Origin of the sequence: Streptomyces mexicanus, assembly GCF_902506575.1 — a bacterium.
GTDB classification, from domain to species: domain Bacteria; phylum Actinomycetota; class Actinomycetes; order Streptomycetales; family Streptomycetaceae; genus Streptomyces; species Streptomyces mexicanus.
The window spans coordinates 3761829-3778438 of sequence record NZ_LR732544.1 but is presented as its reverse complement, the minus strand read 5'-3'; the positions used below and the strand labels follow the sequence as shown (position 1 = coordinate 3778438).

Genomic DNA, 16610 nt, shown 5'->3' with positions numbered 1-16610 from the left:
AGGTCACGCCCCGGCGCGGCGGCGAGGGCTTCGGCGGCGGTGCCGTAGGCGGCCAGCGTGCGCAGGGTGGCGATGGTGGGCGCGTGGGCCGCGTGCCGGGTGCGACCGCGGCGGATGCGGGCCGATCGCAGCGGATACAGTCGGCCCATGACCAAGTGGGAATACGCAACCGTGCCGCTGCTCGTCCACGCCACGAAGCAGATTCTGGACACCTGGGGCGAGGACGGCTGGGAGCTGGTCCAGGTCGTGCCCGGGCCCAACCCCGAGCAGCTGGTGGCCTACCTGAAGCGGGAGAAGCAGGCATGAGCGCGGTCGAGGCGAAGCTGGCCGAACTCGGTCTGACGCTGCCGGAGGTCGTGCCGCCGCTGGCCGCCTACCAGCCGGCCGTCCAGTCCGGGCCGTACGTGTACACCGCCGGCCAGCTGCCGATGGCGGACGGCAAGCTGCCGGTCACCGGCAAGGTGGGCCTGGAGGTCACCCCGGACGAGGCCAAGGACCTCGCCCGCACCTGCGCGCTGAACGCGCTCGCCGCCGTCAAGTCCGTCGCCGGCGACCTGGACCGCATCGCGCGCGTGGTGAAGGTCGTGGGCTTCGTGGCCTCGGCCACGGACTTCACCGGCCAGCCGGGCGTCGTCAACGGCGCGAGCGAGCTGCTGGGCGAGGTCCTGGGCGACAAGGGCGTCCACGCGCGCAGCGCGGTCGGCGTGGCGGTGCTGCCGCTGGACGCGCCGGTGGAGGTGGAGATCCAGGTCGAGCTGGTGCCGTAGCCCTGCGGTGCGGGAACGCTCACCGTCCTGCGCGGTGCGCGAGTGCTCACAGTCCTGCGCGGTGCGTGCGAGCGCTCACCGGCCTCGGGCACCTCTCGAACATTCGCGCACCACGGGATAGCCTCCGCCCATGGCGAATGGGCAGTGGTTTCCCCCGGACTGGCCGGACCGCATCCGAGCGCTGGCGGACGGCCGTCTCACGCCGGTCACGCCCCGCCGCGCGGCCACCGTCATGCTGCTGCGGGACACCGGCGCCGGACCCGCCGTCCACATGCTGCGCAGACGCGCCTCCATGGCGTTCGCCGCGGGCGCGTACGCGTACCCGGGCGGCGGCGTCGATCCGCGCGACGACGACCACCGGGTCCGCTGGGCGGGCCCCACGCGCGCGTGGTGGGCCGATCGGCTCGGGGTGGAGGAGGCGGCGGCCCAGGCGATCGTCTGCGCGGCGGTGCGGGAGACGTTCGAGGAGGCCGGTGTCCTGCTCGCCGGGCCCGGCCCCGACTCGGTCGTCGGCGACACCACGGGCGCGGACTGGGAGGCCGACCGCGCCGCCCTGGTCGCCCGCGAGCTGTCCTTCTCGGCGTTCCTGGAACGGCGTGGCCTGGTGCTGCGCTCGGACCTGCTGGGCGCCTGGGCGCGGTGGATCACCCCCGAGTTCGAGCCGCGCCGCTACGACACGTGGTTCTTCGTGGCCGTCCTCCCCGAGGGGCAGCGCACCCGGAACGCCTCCTCGGAGGCCGACCGCACGGTGTGGATCCGTCCCGAGGAGGCGGCCGCCGGGTACGACAAGGGCGAGCTGCTGATGATGCCGCCCACCATCGCCACCCTGCGCACGCTGGCCGCCTACGGCACCGCCGCCGAAGCCCTCGCCGCCGCGCCGGGGCGTGACCTGACACCCGTCCTGGCGCGTGCCCGCCTGGTGGACGGCGAGGTCGTCCTGTCCTGGCCGGGCCACGACGAGTTCACCCGGCACATCACACACGCCCCGGCCGGTGGCCCGGCGCCCGCGTGAGCGCCCTGATCCCGATGCCTCCCACGACCGTGAGCGCCCTGATCCCGGTGCCTCCCACGACCGACGTCCAGGTAGGTCCCCTCGCATGACGCAGGAAGGTTCCCTCGCATGACGGACGCAGCAGCCCTCCCCGGCCAGCCCCGGGGCGGCGCCCCCGGCCCCGCCACCGCCCGGGCCGTCAACGTCCTCGCGCCCAACGCCTCCGCCATGACCCTGGACGGCACCAACACCTGGATCGTCGCCGAGCCCGACTCCGACCTGGCGGTCGTGATCGACCCGGGCCCGCTGCACGAGGGCCACCTGAGCAACGTCGTGGATCCCGCCGAGAAGGCCGGCAAGCGGATCGCGCTGACCCTGCTGACGCACGGCCACCCCGACCACGCGGAGGGCGCCGCCCGGTTCGCCGAGCTGACCGGCACGCGCGTGCGTGCCCTCGATCCGGCCCTGCGGCTGGGCGACGAGGGCCTGGGCGCCGGTGACGTGATCACGGTCGGCGGACTGGAGCTGCGGGTCGTGCCGACCCCCGGCCACACCGCGGACTCCCTGTGCTTCCACCTCCCGGCCGACCGGGCGGTGCTGACCGGCGACACCGTCCTGGGCCGCGGTACGACGGTCGTGGCGCACCCCGACGGCCGTCTCGGCGACTACCTGGACTCGCTGCGCCGGCTGAGGTCCCTGACGGTCGACGACGGGGTGCACACGGTCCTCCCGGGCCACGGACCGGTCCTGGAGGACGCGCAGGGCGCCGTCGAGTACTACCTCGCCCACCGCGCCCACCGGCTCGCCCAGGTGGAGACGGCCGTGGAGGACGGCTACCGGACCCCGGCCGAGGTGGTCGCCCACGTCTACGCCGACGTGGACCGCTCCCTGTGGCCGGCGGCCGAGCTGTCGGTCCGGGCCCAGCTGGACTATCTGGCGGAGCACGGGCTCATCTAGAGGGCGGGAGCTGCCGTCCGTCAGGGCCGGGGCGCCTTGACGCCGTGCACGCGCGCGTACTCCTCGGCGAGCCACGGGCCGAGGTCGTCGACGTAGGACCGCAGGACGTCGGGGTCGCCGACCGGCTCGTAGCCGTACCCGGCCGCCGCGCCCAGCTGGGCGGCGCGCGCCGGGTAGTAGGCGCCGAAGGCAGCGGCCATCTCGTGCAGGTCGCTCGTCCAGCCCCGCCAGCGGCCCATGACGAGCGTGAAGCCGGTCCTGACCAGATGCCGGGACATGAACCGCACCAGGGGTCTGCGGGCCGCCTCGGTGTCCGGTGCGGCGGCGACCCGCTCCCGCCAACGGGGCAGGAGCTGCGCCAGGTCGCCGTTGGTCTCCCGGGCCAGCAGGGGGTCCTCGGGGCGGTAGCGGGGCAGGTGGGCGGCGAGGTCGGGGCCGAGCAGGGGCGTGCACAGGCAGGCGACGAACCAGCCGAGGTCGTACCGCTCCCGGTCGCTCAGCAGCCGCCCACGGCCGAACAGCAGCGTGCCGACCCCGTCGATCTGGTCGAACCGCGCATCGAGCGCCCGGCCCAGGGCCTGGGCGTCCTGCCGGTCGATGTCGGTCGGCTCGTCCCGCAACGCCACCAGCAGGTCCATGTCGCTGCGTCCCACGCGCGCGGTGCCGCGCGGGATCGACCCGTAGAGGTACGCGCTGTGCAGCCGCTGCCCGTAGACGTCCGGCAACCGGTCGCGGACGGCCGCGACGACCGGACGGAAGGCGGGCTGCACGCGCGCGAGGGAGCCTTCACGCACGATGTGTCCGTCCGGGGCGAGCCCCTTGGGCGGAACGCCCTCGGGGAACCCCCGGAGCGGGACGTGACCGGGAGGTGTCAGCGCGACCTCTTGGCCAGTCGCTCCACGTCCAGCAGGATGACCGCGCGGGCCTCCAGGCGCAGCCAGCCGCGCTGGGCGAAGTCGGCCAGCGCCTTGTTGACGGTCTCGCGGGACGCGCCGACCAGCTGGGCCAGCTCCTCCTGCGTCAGGTCGTGCACGACGTGGATGCCCTCCTCGGACTGCACGCCGAAGCGGCGGGACAGGTCCAGCAGGGCGCGGGCCACACGGCCCGGCACGTCGGAGAAGACCAGGTCGGACATCTGGTCGTTGGTCTTGCGCAGGCGGCGGGCGACGGCGCGCAGCAGGGCGCCGGCCACCTCGGGCCGCGCGTTCAGCCAGGGCTGGAGGTCGCCGTGGCCGAGGGCGAGCATCTTGACCTCGGTCAGCGCGGTCGCCGTGGCGGTGCGGGGGCCGGGGTCGAAGAGGGACAGCTCACCGATGAGTTCGCCGGGGCCCACGACGGCCAGCATGTTCTCGCGGCCGTCGGGAGACGTGCGGTGCAGCTTGACCTTGCCTTCGGTCACCACGTAGAGACGGTCGCCCGGGTCTCCCTCGTGGAACAGCGAGTCGCCACGGGCCAGAGTCACCTCCGTCATGGAGGCGCGGAGCTCCGCGGCCTGCTCGTCGTCGAGCGCCGCGAAGAGCGGATTGCGCCGCAGAACGTCGTCCACGAGTTCTCTCCTTGTCGACCTGCTCAGAGGATCTTGGTCCCCGTGTGCCAGGGGACCGTGTTCCCCATTTTGCCGGACGGTCCAAACAGTGTGATCTGTCACAAGGATGCCGCACAGATGTCCGGAGGTACGCGGCAGGGGTCGGAAACGGCGGTCGATCGTCCGGGTCCGGGGCGGATGTCGGTGCCGGGCCTTAGGCTGGCCGGGTGTCCAAATCGCCGGTGAGAACACAGGCCGAGGGGGCTGGACGGGTGGTTGCACGGCAGGATTCCGCTGTGGGCGAACAAGGGTCCGACGGCGCGAAGACCGAGGAAACGACCGCGGCCACCGCGGCTGAGAAGGCTGCGGGCAGCAAGCCCGCGGCCAGAAAGGCGACGGCCGAGAAGACCCCCGCCGGAAAGACCACGGCTGAGAAGACCACGGCTGCGAAGTCGACTGCCAAGAGCACTGCGGCCAAGAAGACCGCGGCCAAGAAGACCGCGGCCAGGAAGACGGCGGCCAAGAAGGCGACGGCCAAGAAGGCCGCCCCGAAGAAGGCGGCGGCCGAGAAGGCCGCCGTGCGGAAGGCCACGCCTCCCCGGAAGGTGGACGTCGCCCCGGAGAAGGCCACCGCCGCCGTCCGCAAGGCCTCCCCGCCCCGGACCGTCGCGCCGAAGACGCCGCAGGGCGAGTCGCGCACGGCGCTGGTGCGCCGGGCTCGCCGGATCAACCGCGAACTGGCCGAGATCTACCCCTACGCCCACCCCGAGCTGGACTTCGAGAACTCCTTCCAGCTGCTGATCGCCACGGTGCTGTCCGCCCAGACCACCGACCTCAGGGTCAACCAGACGACGCCCACGCTGTTCGCCTCGTACCCGACCCCGGAGGACCTGGCCGCCGCCGACCCGGAGGTGGTCGAGCAGATCCTGCGCCCCTGCGGGTTCTTCCGGGCCAAGACCAAGTCGGTCATCGGGCTGTCGAAGGCCCTGGTGGAGGATTTCGGCGGGGAGGTGCCCGGCCGACTGGAGGACCTGGTCAAGCTGCCCGGCGTGGGTCGCAAGACCGCCTTCGTGGTCCTCGGCAACGCCTTCGGCCGACCCGGGATCACCGTGGACACGCACTTCCAGCGCCTGGTGCGGCGCTGGAAGTGGACCGAGGAGACCGACCCCGACAAGATCGAGGCGGCCGTCGGCGCGCTGTTCCCCCAGAGCGACTGGACGGATCTGTCCCACCATGTGATCTGGCACGGCCGCCGCATCTGCCATGCACGCAAGCCCGCCTGCGGCGCCTGCCCGATCGCCCCGCTGTGCCCGGCCTACGGCGAGGGCGAGACCGACCCGGAGAAGGCGAAGAAGCTGCTCAAGTACGAAAAGGGCGGCTTCCCCGGTCAGCGTCTCAAGCCCCCGCAGGCCTACCTGGACGCGGGTGGCAAGGCGGCACCGCCCCTGGGTGCCGCATGACGGAACGATCTCGGTGCCGCCACACGTTGGCAAGGACAGGACGGCGGGGACGGGGGTGGCGATGACGCGGGCGAGCGAGACGGCTTCGGAGGCGGTGAGCCGCGCGGCGGACGGCGCGACCGGTGTGCCGGGTGGTGCCGCGAGCGGTGTGCCGGGTGGTGACGGAAGGGGCGGCAGTGCGGCCGGCGCGGCGGGCGGTGTCGTCGGCACGGCGCGGCACGGCTCCGTGGTGATCAGCACGGAGGGACTGCCGGCCTGGCTGGATCCGGTGGTGCGTCTCGTCGAGACGGTCCAGCCCCGGCAGCTCAGCCGCTTCCTGCCCCCGCAGGACGGCGCGGGGCGCCAGTCCGCCGTGCTGGTGCTCTTCGGAGAGGGCGAGCGCGGGCCCGAGCTGCTGCTCATGGAGCGGGCCGGCTCGCTGCGCTCGCACGCCGGGCAGCCGTCGTTCCCCGGCGGGGCGCTCGACCCGGAGGACGGCGATCCGCAGGGCGAGGGGCCGCTGCGGGCCGCGCTGCGCGAGGCCCAGGAGGAGACCGGCCTCGATCCGGCGGGGGTCCAGCTGTTCGGCGTGCTGCCCCGGCTCTACATCCCGGTCAGCGGTTTCGTCGTCCCCCCGGTGCTCGGCTGGTGGCGCGAGCCCAGCCCGGTGGGCGTCGTCGACCCGGCCGAGACCGCCCGCGTCTTCACGGTCGCCGTGGCGGATCTCACGCATCCGGACAACCGTGCGACGGCCGTCCATCCCAGGGGCCACCGAGGCCCGGCATTCCTGGTCGAATCGGCCCTCGTGTGGGGGTTCACCGCCGGAATCATCGACCGCCTGCTGCACTACGCGGGCTGGGAGGTGCCCTGGGACCGCGACAAGCAGGTCCCACTCGACTGGCGGGCATGACAGGGTGGGCACCGTCGTACAGGCCTCAGCCCGGGGGACGCCGTGTCCCCCTGCCGCCGCGTCGCGGACGGGCCCCGGCCGATCTGTGAGGACCGAAGACACGATGAGGCGAGGCTCGACGCGGTGAACGTGCTGGACATCCTGCTGCTGGTCGCCGCCGTGTGGTTCGCGGTCGTCGGGTACCGCCAGGGATTCGTCGTCGGCATCCTGTCGGTGATCGGCTTCCTCGGTGGCGGGCTGATCGCCGTGTACACGCTCCCGGTCGTGTGGGACGCCCTGACGGACAACTCGCCGGTCAGCACCACCGCCGCCGTCGTCGCCGTGATCGTCGTCATCGTGTGCGCGTCGGTGGGGCAGGCCCTGACCACCCACCTCGGCAACAAGCTGCGGGTGCACATCACCTGGTCCCCGGCCCGCGCCCTGGACGCCACCGGGGGCGCCCTCGTCAACGTCGTCGCGATGCTGCTGGTCGCCTGGCTGATCGGCTCGGCCCTCGGCGGCACGACGATACCGACGCTCGGCAAGGAGGTCCGCACCTCCAAGGTGCTGCTCGGGGTCTCCGACGCGCTGCCGGCTCAGGCGGACACATGGTTCGCGGACTTTACCTCGGTGCTCGCGCAGAACGGCTTCCCGCAGGTGTTCAGCCCGTTCGCCGACGAGCCCATCACCGACGTACAGCCCCCGGACCCGGCGCTGCGGGGCAGCGCCGTCGCCGCCCGCGCCCAGCGGTCCGTGGTCAAGGTGACCGGTACGGCGCAGGGCTGCGGCAAGGTGCTGGAGGGCACCGGCTTCGTCTTCGGCGACCGGCGCGTCATGACCAACGCCCATGTGGTCGGCGGCGTCGAGGAACCCACCGTCCAGATAGGCGGCGAGGGCCGCAGGTACGACGCGAAGGTCGTCCTGTACGACTGGCACCGCGACATCGCCGTCCTCGACGTGCCCGATCTGCACGCGCCCGCCCTGCACTTCACCGACGAGGACGCGCGCAGCGGCGACAGCGCGATCGTCGCGGGCTTCCCCGAGAACGGCTCCTACGACGTGCGCGCCGCGCGCGTGCGCGGGCGCATCACCGCCAGCGGCCCCGACATCTATCACCGCTCCACCGTCCGCCGTGACGTCTACTCGCTCTACGCGACCGTCCGCCAGGGAAACTCCGGCGGCCCGCTGCTGACCACCGACGGCAAGGTGTACGGCGTGGTGTTCGCCAAGTCCCTGGACGACCCCGAGACCGGGTACGCGCTGACCGCGGACGAGATCCGGCAGGACATCGCCCAGGGCCGCACCGCCACCCAGGAAGTGGACAGCGACACCTGCGCGCTGTAGCGAGCGCGGTGGGCGCCTGTCGCCCTGAGCTGCGGGGAAGAACGCGGTTCTGCCGGTTGTGTGCTGAGGAAGTCTCCGGGAGACGGCGGGTCAGCCGCGCGGATGGCGCAGCCGCACCGAGACCCAGCGGGCCCGACGGCGCAGGATGTGCGGAATGCCCACCCGGGGGTCGCTGCCGCTGAGTTGCGGGGCTTCCCGGTGGTGCGTGCCCGGACCGCTCGCCGAACGGCGGGTGCGTGCTACGTCACTGTAGTCGTGCGTCCAGCCCATACCGGGACGTCTGCCCCCACCCCAAGGTCGATAACCTCCCGCGAGCGCCTCAATTGGCCTATGCGCCGGGCACATGGCCGTTCGGGGAACAGACGTTCAGGTTCGGATACCGGGCGTACGGCCTCGGTCACGGACGGCCTCGGTCGCGGACGGGCTCGGTGACGGGCGGCCTCCGTCAGGAACCGGTTCCGCGGCCGGCCGGCTGCGTCACCGGTCCGGCTCGGGGTCCTGCAGCCAGTTGACCAGTTCGGTGGAGAAGGCCATGGGGTCCTCCTCGTGCGGGAAGTGGCCCAGGCCGTCGAACAGCCGCCAGCGGTACGGCGCCTCGACGTACTCGCCGGAGCCGGCCGCGCTGCGGGTGCGCTGCACCGGGTCGAGGGAGCCGTGCAGATGCAGCGTGGGCACGCGCACCGGGCGCTTCATCCGCCGGTAGAACTGGATGCCGTCGGGGCGGGCCAGGGAACGGACCAGCCAGCGGTAGGGCTCGATGGCGCAGTGCGCCGTCGACGGGATGCACAGGGCCCGCCGGTACGTCTCCACCGCTTCGTCGTCCGGCAGGCGCGGCCCCGACCAGTCCCGCAGCAGCCGGCCCACCAGTGCGCCGTCGTCGGCGACGAGCTGCCGCTCGGGGATCCATGGCCGCTGGAAGCCCCAGATGTGGGAACTGGCCGCCGTCTGCCGGACGTCCGCCAGCATCGCCGAGCGCCAGCGCCGGGGGTGCGGCATGGAGGCGACCGCCAGTCGCCGGACGAGCTTGGGCCGCATCGCCGCCGCCGTCCACGCCAGGTAGCCGCCCAGGTCGTGCCCGACCAGCGCGGCGTCCGGCTCGCCCAGGGAGCGGATGACGCCGGTGATGTCGAGGGCGAGGTTGGCCGGGTCGTAGCCGCGCGGTGTGCGGTCGCTGCCGCCGACGCCCCGCAGGTCCATCGCCACGGCCCGGAAACCGGCGTCGGCCAGGGCCACCAGCTGGTGCCGCCAGGTCCACCAGAACTGCGGGAAGCCGTGCAGCAGCAGTACCAGTGGTCCGTCGCCCAGCTCGGCGATGTGGAAGCGGGCGCCGTTGGCGGCGACGTCCCGGTGGCTCACCTTCCGCTCGCCGGGGATGTCGATCCGTACGACCGAGGTCGATTGCGCCGAAGGGGTGGCGGGCTCCGTCATGAGGACGAGCGTGCCACAGCCTCGATGGCCTGCGGGGTGCGGTCCTCGAGAGCGGGGGTCTCGGGGCGCGGGTGCGGCTTGGCCTTCTGCAGCACACCGGCGGTCTGCTTCATCGACGCGGCCACCTTCTGGGGGCCCTTGCTCTTCTGGGCCTTCTTCGCGAAAACCAGGCCGATCAGGCCCAGGAAGCCGGCGACCAGGACGTTGGCCGCGAAGGACAGCAGGAAGCACCAGCCGAGGTTCCAGCCGCCCCGGCCGTTGTGGCCGCCGGTCCAGGCGTGGATGCCGTAGGCCAGCGCGAAGTTCAGCATCGGCAGCGAGAACAGCAGGACGGCGCCGGCCACCGAGAACGCCCCTCCGCTGACCGCGCCCCGCTTGACGTCCTGCTTCAGCTGGGCCTTCGCCAGCGCGATCTCGTCGTGCACCAGCGCCGACATCTCCGCCGTCGCCGAGGCGAACAGCTCGCCGATGCTGCGTTCGGCGCCGACCGGGCTGCCGTCGGGTGCGCTCATCGCGTCTCTCCCTTTCCTGCCTGTCCTGTTCCTGCCTGTCCTGCCTGACGGAAACGGACCTGTCTTTTGTACCGTCCCGTCAGATCATGCCGGACTGTCGTTCTGCTCGCCTGCCCCGCCCGGCACTTCGGCACGCAGCCGGGCCCGTTCGGCTGCCTTCTCCTCGGCGAGGCGGCGGTGCTCCGCCGCCTGGCGTTCGAGCATGTCCGCCATGCGCAGGTGGTAGGCGGGGTCGTCCTCCTCGTAGACGTCCGGGATGCCGTCGTGGTCGTCGTCGCGTTCCTCCGCCTCGCACAGCCGCCGGTACTTGGCGTTGCGTATCTTCAGCAGCACCGTCGCCAGCGCGGCGGCGATGACGGAACCGGTGAGGACGGCGGCCTTCACCTCGTCCGTGAGTACCGCCTCGCCGTCGAAGGCCAGCTCGCCGATGAGCAGGGAGACGGTGAAGCCGATGCCGGCGAGCGTGGCCAGGGCGAAGACGTCGGCCCAGGCCAGGTCTTCGCTGAGGGAGGCCCGGGTGAACCGGGCGGTCAGCCAGGTCCCGCCGAAGACGCCGAGCGTCTTGCCGACGACCAGGCCGAGCACCACCCCGAGCGTCTCCGGCTTGGTGAACACGTCCGCCAGCGCCCCGCCGGAGATGGAGACACCGGTGCTGAACAGCGCGAACAGCGGTACGGCCAGGCCCGCGGACAGGGGCCGCACGAGGTGCTCGATGCGCTCGCCGGGGGAGTGGGACTCGCCGTCACGGGTGGTGCAGCGCAGCATCAGGCCCATCGCCACGCCCGCGATGGTGGCGTGCACGCCGCTGTTGTACATCAGCCCCCAGATCACCAGGGCCAGCGGTACGTACACGTACCAGCCGCGCACGCCCTTGCGCAGCAGCAGCCAGAAGACGACCAGGCCCGCCACCGCGCCGCCCAGGGCGGCCAGGTTCAGGCGGTCGGTGAAGAAGATCGCGATGATCAGGATGGCGAACAGGTCGTCGACGACGGCGAGGGTGAGCAGGAACGCGCGCAGGGCGCTGGGCAGCGCGGTGCCGATGACCGCGAGCACCGCGAGGGCGAAGGCGATGTCGGTGGCGGTCGGTACCGCCCAGCCGGCGAGCGAGCCGCCGCCGGTGACGTTGGTCAGGGCGTAGACGGCGGCGGGTGCCGCCATGCCGCACAGGGCGGCCACGACCGGCAGGATCGCGGCCCGGGGATCGCGCAGGTCGCCGGCGACCAGTTCCCGCTTGAGTTCGATGCCGGCGACGAAGAAGAAGACCGCGAGGAGTCCGTCGGCGGCCCAGTGGGCGACGGACAGGTGCAGGCCGAGCGCGGCGGGTCCGGCGTGGAAGTGGGCGACCGTCTCGTAGCTCGTGTGCAGGCCCGGGATGTTCGCCCACAGCAGCGCCGCGATCGCGGCGAGGAGCAGCAGGACACCGCCGACCGTCTCGGTGCGCAGCGCGTCCGCGACGAAGGTGCGCTCGGGCAGGGACAGGCGGCCGAAGGTCTTGCGGTCGGCGGGGCGGGGCGCGGTCACGGGAACCTCGGCGGGCACATGCCGACCAGACTTCCCGGCGCACCTGAGGATCGTGTGTTGAGGACCCTTTGTTGAGGATCGTGTGCTGTCGTCGAGGGGACTTTGCTTACTTTACCTAACGTACCTGAAGTGCGGGGCACCGGGCAGGTGCCGGGTGCCCCGCACGTCGCGGTGCTGCTCAGCCCCTGCTGCCGGAGTGCTGCGCAGCCCTCGTCGTCGGAATGCTGCGCAGCACTCGTCGTCGCAGTGCTGCTCAGTCCTCGCTCGGCGCTGCCGGGAGCTTCGCCTGGATGAGGTCCATGACGGTGGAGTCCGTCAGCGTCGTGACGTCTCCGAGCTGCCGGTTCTCCGCCACGTCCCGCAGCAGGCGCCGCATGATCTTCCCGGAGCGGGTCTTGGGCAGCTCCGCCACCGGCAGGATCCGCTTCGGCTTGGCGATCGGGCCGAGCGTGGCGCCGACGTGATTGCGCAGCTCGGCGACCAGGTCCTCGGTCTCGGCGGCCGTACCCCGCAGGATCACGAACGCCACGATCGCCTGCCCGGTGGTCTCGTCCGCGGCGCCGACCACGGCCGCCTCGGCGACCGACGGGTGGGAGACGAGCGCGGACTCCACCTCCGTGGTGGAGATGTTGTGGCCCGACACCAGCATCACGTCGTCGACGCGGCCGAGCAGCCAGATGTCGCCGTCGTCGTCCTTCTTGGCGCCGTCGCCGGCGAAGTAGCGGCCCTCGAAGCGCGACCAGTAGGTGTCGATGAAGCGCTGGTCGTCGCCCCAGATGGTGCGCAGCATCGACGGCCACGGCTCGGTGAGCACCAGGTAGCCGCCCCCGCCGTTGGGCACCTCGTTCGCCTCGTCGTCCACGACGGTGGCGGAGATGCCCGGCAGCGGCCGCTGCGCGGAGCCCGGCTTGGCCTCGGTCACGCCGGGCAGCGGGGAGATCATGATGGCGCCGGTCTCCGTCTGCCACCAGGTGTCCACGACCGGGGTCCGGTCCGCGCCGATGTTCTTGCGGTACCAGACCCACGCCTCGGGGTTGATCGGCTCGCCGACCGAGCCGAGCACCCGCAGGGAGGACAGGTCGAACTTCGCGGGGATGTCGTCGCCCCACTTCATGAACGTACGGATCGCGGTCGGCGCCGTGTACAGGATGCTGACCTTGTACTTCTGGACGATCTCCCAGAAACGGCCCTGGTGCGGGGTGTCCGGGGTGCCCTCGTACATCACCTGGGTGGCGCCGTTGGCCAGCGGCCCGTACACGATGTACGAGTGGCCGGTGACCCAGCCGACGTCGGCGGTGCACCAGTAGACGTCCGTCTCGGGCTTGAGGTCGAAGACGGCCCAGTGCGTGTACGCGACCTGCGTGAGGTAGCCGCCGGAGGTGTGCAGGATGCCCTTGGGCTTACCCGTGGTGCCCGAGGTGTAGAGGATGAACAGCGGGTGCTCGGCCTCGAACGCCTCCGGGGTGTGCTCCGCCGACTGCCGGCCGACGACCTCGTGCCACCACAGGTCGCGGCTGTCGTCCCAGGCGACCTCCTGGCCGGTGCGGCGGACCACGAGGACGTGGCGGACGTTGTCGACGCGGGCCAGTGCCTCGTCGACGGCCGGCTTGAGCGCGGAGGGCTTGCCGCGCCGGTAGCCGCCGTCCGCGGTGATCACGACCTGGGCGTCGGCGTCCTGGATGCGGGTGGCGAGCGCGTCCGCGGAGAAGCCGCCGAAGACCACCGAGTGCGCGGCGCCGATGCGGGCGCAGGCCAGCATCGCGATCGCCGTCTCCGGGATCATCGGCATGTAGATCGCGACCCGGTCGCCGGTGCGCACGCCGAGTTCGACGAGGGCGTTGGCCGCCTTGGACACCTCGTCCTTGAGCTGGGCGTAGGTGATGGCCCTGCTGTCGCCGGGCTCCCCCTCGAAGTGGATGGCGACGCGGTCGCCGTGTCCGGCCTCCACGTGCCGGTCCACGCAGTTGTACGCCACGTTGAGCGCGCCGTCCTTGAACCACTTGGCGAACGGCGGGTTCGACCAGTCGAGGGTCTCGGTCGGCTCCTTGGCCCAGGTCAGCCGGCGGGCCTGCTCGGCCCAGAAGCCGAGCCTGTCAGCCTTGGCCTGTTCGTACGCCTCCGCCGTGACATTGGCGTTCGCGGCCAGGTCAGCGGGCGGCGCGAAGCGTCGCTCCTCCTTCAAGAGGTTGGCCAGGCTTTCGTTGCTCACGACATCTCCCTTTCTCAGGGTGTCCGTTGTGTCCCAGGCCACAGCTCATCAGACCCGGGGGTCCGCTGACAAGGGCCGCCGGGTAAATGGTTTAGACCTGTTGTGGAGGGAGTGCGCAGCCGTACGCGCTGCTCGTGACGTGTGCCGGACCACGCCCGCGAGCTGCCCGTACGGCTGCGCCCGCCGGTCCTGGTGGCCGGCTCACCCGTGTGCACGGACGCCGGGCCGTCCGAGTTCAGCATGGCCCCGCGGGGCCGGGCCGGCCGTACGCGCCGCCGGTGTGTCGCCGCCCGGACCGGCCCGCCCGCCCCGCGCTCGGCCACGGCTCGTCACGCCGGGCTCGGCAGCTCCTGTGGGGCCTGTGCATCCGGGGCCTGTGCCTCCAGGGGCTGGGCATCCGTGCTTTCCACGCGGGTGAACACGCCGGTCCCGTCGCTCCCTGTGAGCAGGTACGCCTGCGCCTCGGCCACGTGGAAGTACATCCCGTGCAGCTCCAGCCTGCCCTGCCGCAGGGCCCGGGACACCGCGTCGTGGGCACGCAGGTGCTCCAGCTGCTGGACGACGTTGGTCAGGCACAGCCGCTCGACCGCGTCGGCGGGGCGCCGATCGTCCGGCCAGGGCGGACGGCGGCTGCCGTCGGCCATCCGCTCCAGGCTCGGCAGCCCGTGGCGCAGCCACCGCCCGAGCGGTGTCACCGGGGCGGGCGGTGCCTCCCCGTGCGCTGCCGCGCCGGGTGGTGTCTCCCCGTGCGCTGCCACGCCGGTGGAACGGGAGTCGAGCAGGGCCTGCATCGCCCCGCACCCGGAGTGGCCGCACACCGTGATCGAACGCACCCGGAGCACGTCCACCGCGTACTCGATCCCGGCCGCCACGGAGTCGTCGCCGTGCTCCTCTCCGGGGACCGGCACGAGGTTGCCCACGTTCCGGACGACGAAGAGGTCACCGGGGCCGCTGGAAGTGATCATCGACGTGACCAGCCGGGAGTCGGCACAGGTCAGGAAGAGCTGGGAGGGTCGCTGCCCCTCGCGCGCCAGCCGTGCCAGTTCCTCCCGGACGAGTGGTGCGGTGTTGCGCTGGAACGCGCTGATCCCACGGGCCAGTTGGTCCCGGCTCGGGGCGGACGTGCCCGAGTCTGTGTCTGTGTCGGGGGCTGTGTCCGGGGCTGGGCCTGGGGCTGTCTTTGGGCCGGCGTCCGCGTCCACGGTCGTGGCCGCGTCGGGGAGCGTGGGCACGCCCGTACCTGTGGGTGCGTACAGGGCCGTGCTCGCGTCTGGGCCCGCGCCCCCGCCAGCGCCCGCGTCCGGCGCCACGCCAACGCTTCCGCCTGCGCGGCCGCCCATGCCCATGCCCGAGGCTGTGCCCGCGCCCGGAGCCGTGGTCGAACCCTCGGCTGTGACCGTGCCCGTGCTCGAACCCGGGGCCGTGGTCGAACCCTCGGCCGTGTCCGGCGGTGACATCGTCCGGGGCCCGCCCTCGCACTGGTGGTTGCGCCAGGGCGTCCAGGGCCCGCAGCGGCAGCCGGAGGAGCCGGCCGGGCCGGACGGCTCGGCGATGCGGACCCCGGACCGGCGACCGGTGAGGCGCACCGAGCCGCCCTGCGCGGTGTGCGTGCGCTGCCAGTCCTGCAGTGACTCGTACGCGGCGTGGTCCATGAAGGAGCCGTCCAACTCGACGACCGCACGGGCGCCTTGAGGCACGTGGTGCAGGACGCGGCTGAGCCGCGGCACCGCGAGGAACGTCAACTGCCCTCGGACGCGTACACGATGGACTCCTTCCTGCTCGTCGTGCGTGATGCGGGTGCGGGTGAGGCGGTGCAGGGCGACGGCGACGGCCACGGCGACTCCGAGGGCCACGCCCTGGAGGACGCCGAAGACCACCACGCCGACAGTGGTGGCCGCGTACACCAGCACCTCTCGGTGGCGGGTCACTGTGCGAATGTGGTGCAGGGACACCATCTGGATGCCGACGGCCATCACCAGGGCGGCGAGCGAGGCGAGCGGGATCAGCTCCAGGACCGGGACCATCAGCAGCGCGGCGATCACTACGAGAACGCCGTGCAGCATCGTGGAGTTCCGGCTCACGGCACCCGCGCGCACATTCGCCGTACTGCGCACGGCCACCCCCGCGACCGGCAACCCGCCCAGTGCCCCGGAGACGACGTTGGCGGCGCCCTGGCCGAGCAGTTCCCGGTCCAGGTCCGAGCGGCCGGCGCGGAGCGGCGGCCCGGGACGGCCGGCGGCCAGTTTGTCCACCGCGACGGCGCCCAGCAGCGACTGCACGCTGCACACGAGCGTGGTGCTGAGCACGGCGGCGGCCAGGCCGAGCATCGGGCCCTCGGGCAGCCCGGCCAGTGCGTGGCTGCTCCAGGACGGCAGGTCGACCCGGGGAAGACGCAGCCCGGCCGCGGAGGCGATGGCGGTCGCGCCGGCCACGGCCACGAGCGCGGCGGGCGCGGTGCGCAGGATCCGCCCGGTGCGGCCGGGCAGCCGGGGCCAGAGCAGCAGCAGGACCAGGGTGAGCGCGCTCACGGCGAGCGAGGCGGGGGCCAGGTCGGCCACCTGGGCGGGCAGTGCGCGGAGGTTGGCGAGCACCGAACTCTGCGGGTTGCCGCCGAGGACGATGTGCAGCTGGGCGACCGCGATGGTCACGCCGATGCCGGCGAGCATGCCGTGGACCACGGCGGGACTGACGGCGAGCGCGCCGCGGGCCACGCGCAGGCAGCCCAGGACGAGTTGGGAGAGGCCGGCCAGGACGGTGATGGCGCAGGTCGTGCGCCATCCGTAGCGGTGGATCAGGTCGGCGGTGACGGCGGTGAGCCCGGCGGCGGGGCCGCTGACCTGCAAAGGAGAGCCACCGAGCCGGCCGGCGACCAGTCCGCCCACCGCGGCGGCCACGAGGCCGGCCTGGAGCGGGGCACCGGTGGCGAGGGCGATGCCTAGGGACAGGGGCAGGGCGATCAGGAAGACCGCGACGGAGGCGGAGAGGTCGGCGCCCGCGAGGCGGAAGCGACGCGGTGGCGGGGGCGGGC

General features: G+C 72.8%; 15 protein-coding genes. 7 read left to right on the top strand and 8 right to left on the bottom strand.

Features of this window, described 5'->3' with window-relative positions:
- The first annotated feature begins 147 nt into the window (after positions 1-147).
- From sp36 to GV126_RS16805, 4 genes are all read left to right on the top strand, one after another.
- On the top strand, positions 148-306 hold the full coding sequence (sp36, locus tag GV126_RS16820) for a Sp36 family protein (protein WP_009189813.1): 159 nt from the start codon (positions 148-150) through the stop codon (positions 304-306).
- Positions 303-767, top strand: coding sequence for a RidA family protein (locus GV126_RS16815; protein ID WP_159667400.1), 465 nt, complete (start codon positions 303-305; stop codon positions 765-767). The genes sp36 and GV126_RS16815 overlap by 4 nt, the downstream gene beginning before the upstream one ends.
- Before the next feature lie 130 nt (positions 768-897).
- Positions 898-1779, top strand: a complete 882-nt coding sequence (locus GV126_RS16810; RefSeq protein ID WP_159667397.1) for an NUDIX hydrolase — start codon at positions 898-900, stop codon at positions 1777-1779.
- 108 nt (positions 1780-1887) lie between these two features.
- Positions 1888-2715 (top strand): MBL fold metallo-hydrolase, encoded by an 828-nt coding sequence (locus tag GV126_RS16805; protein WP_159667394.1) that lies wholly within the window; start codon positions 1888-1890, stop codon positions 2713-2715.
- A 20-nt stretch (positions 2716-2735) separates the two neighbouring features.
- Here GV126_RS16805 and GV126_RS16800 read toward each other — a convergent pair whose 3' ends face one another.
- Together GV126_RS16800 and GV126_RS16795 are read right to left on the bottom strand one after the other, a co-directional pair.
- Positions 2736-3509, bottom strand: a complete 774-nt coding sequence (locus GV126_RS16800; RefSeq protein WP_236570026.1) for a nucleotidyltransferase domain-containing protein — start codon at positions 3507-3509, stop codon at positions 2736-2738.
- A 77-nt stretch (positions 3510-3586) separates the two neighbouring features.
- Positions 3587-4261, bottom strand: coding sequence for a Crp/Fnr family transcriptional regulator (locus GV126_RS16795; RefSeq protein ID WP_028421034.1), 675 nt, complete (start codon positions 4259-4261; stop codon positions 3587-3589).
- A 251-nt stretch (positions 4262-4512) separates the two neighbouring features.
- Between GV126_RS16795 and nth the strand changes: the two genes are divergently transcribed.
- The 3 genes from nth to GV126_RS16780 all read left to right on the top strand — a co-directional run bounded on the left by nth (position 4513) and on the right by GV126_RS16780 (position 7912).
- Positions 4513-5700: an endonuclease III gene (gene nth / locus GV126_RS16790; protein ID WP_159667391.1), complete on the top strand. Its 1188-nt coding sequence runs from the start codon at positions 4513-4515 to the stop codon at positions 5698-5700.
- 61 nt (positions 5701-5761) lie between these two features.
- A complete protein-coding gene (locus tag GV126_RS16785; protein WP_159673803.1) occupies positions 5762-6589 on the top strand; it encodes an NUDIX hydrolase in 828 nt (275 codons plus the stop codon).
- A gap of 123 nt (positions 6590-6712) precedes the next feature.
- A complete protein-coding gene (locus tag GV126_RS16780) occupies positions 6713-7912 on the top strand; it encodes a MarP family serine protease (RefSeq protein WP_159667388.1) in 1200 nt (399 codons plus the stop codon).
- A 90-nt stretch (positions 7913-8002) separates the two neighbouring features.
- On the opposite strand, the gene GV126_RS36535 is transcribed toward GV126_RS16780, so the two are convergent.
- From GV126_RS36535 to GV126_RS16750, 6 genes are all read right to left on the bottom strand, one after another.
- Complete coding sequence (locus tag GV126_RS36535; protein WP_159667385.1) at positions 8003-8182, bottom strand: hypothetical protein; 180 nt, start codon at positions 8180-8182, stop codon at positions 8003-8005.
- A gap of 207 nt (positions 8183-8389) precedes the next feature.
- Positions 8390-9340, bottom strand: a complete 951-nt coding sequence (locus tag GV126_RS16770) for an alpha/beta fold hydrolase (RefSeq protein ID WP_159667382.1) — start codon at positions 9338-9340, stop codon at positions 8390-8392.
- A complete protein-coding gene (locus GV126_RS16765; RefSeq protein WP_159667379.1) occupies positions 9337-9852 on the bottom strand; it encodes a phage holin family protein in 516 nt (171 codons plus the stop codon). Before GV126_RS16765 ends, GV126_RS16770 begins: the two co-directional genes overlap by 4 nt.
- An 84-nt stretch (positions 9853-9936) precedes the next feature.
- A complete protein-coding gene (gene nhaA, locus GV126_RS16760) occupies positions 9937-11373 on the bottom strand; it encodes a Na+/H+ antiporter NhaA (RefSeq protein ID WP_159667376.1) in 1437 nt (478 codons plus the stop codon).
- 253 nt (positions 11374-11626) lie between these two features.
- Complete coding sequence (acs, locus tag GV126_RS16755) at positions 11627-13582, bottom strand: acetate--CoA ligase (protein WP_159667373.1); 1956 nt, start codon at positions 13580-13582, stop codon at positions 11627-11629.
- A gap of 329 nt (positions 13583-13911) precedes the next feature.
- Positions 13912-16610 (bottom strand): SulP family inorganic anion transporter (locus GV126_RS16750; protein ID WP_236570023.1); only part of this gene is annotated, 2699 nt, incomplete at its 5' end.

Bases quoted from the DNA above. Each gene is read 5' to 3' on its own strand.
- GV126_RS16805 (WP_159667394.1), top strand. From the start codon at position 1,888: ATGACGGACGCAGCAGCCCTCCCCGGCCAGCCCCGGGGCGGCGCCCCC.
- GV126_RS16810 (WP_159667397.1), top strand. From the start codon at position 898: ATGGCGAATGGGCAGTGGTTTCCCCCGGACTGGCCGGACCGCATCCGA.
- GV126_RS16770 (WP_159667382.1), bottom strand. From the start codon at position 9,340: ATGACGGAGCCCGCCACCCCTTCGGCGCAATCGACCTCGGTCGTACGG.
- sp36 (WP_009189813.1), top strand. From the start codon at position 148: ATGACCAAGTGGGAATACGCAACCGTGCCGCTGCTCGTCCACGCCACG.
- GV126_RS36535 (WP_159667385.1), bottom strand. From the start codon at position 8,182: ATGGGCTGGACGCACGACTACAGTGACGTAGCACGCACCCGCCGTTCG.
- GV126_RS16815 (WP_159667400.1), top strand. From the start codon at position 303: ATGAGCGCGGTCGAGGCGAAGCTGGCCGAACTCGGTCTGACGCTGCCG.
- GV126_RS16785 (WP_159673803.1), top strand. From the start codon at position 5,762: ATGACGCGGGCGAGCGAGACGGCTTCGGAGGCGGTGAGCCGCGCGGCG.
- GV126_RS16765 (WP_159667379.1), bottom strand. From the start codon at position 9,852: ATGAGCGCACCCGACGGCAGCCCGGTCGGCGCCGAACGCAGCATCGGC.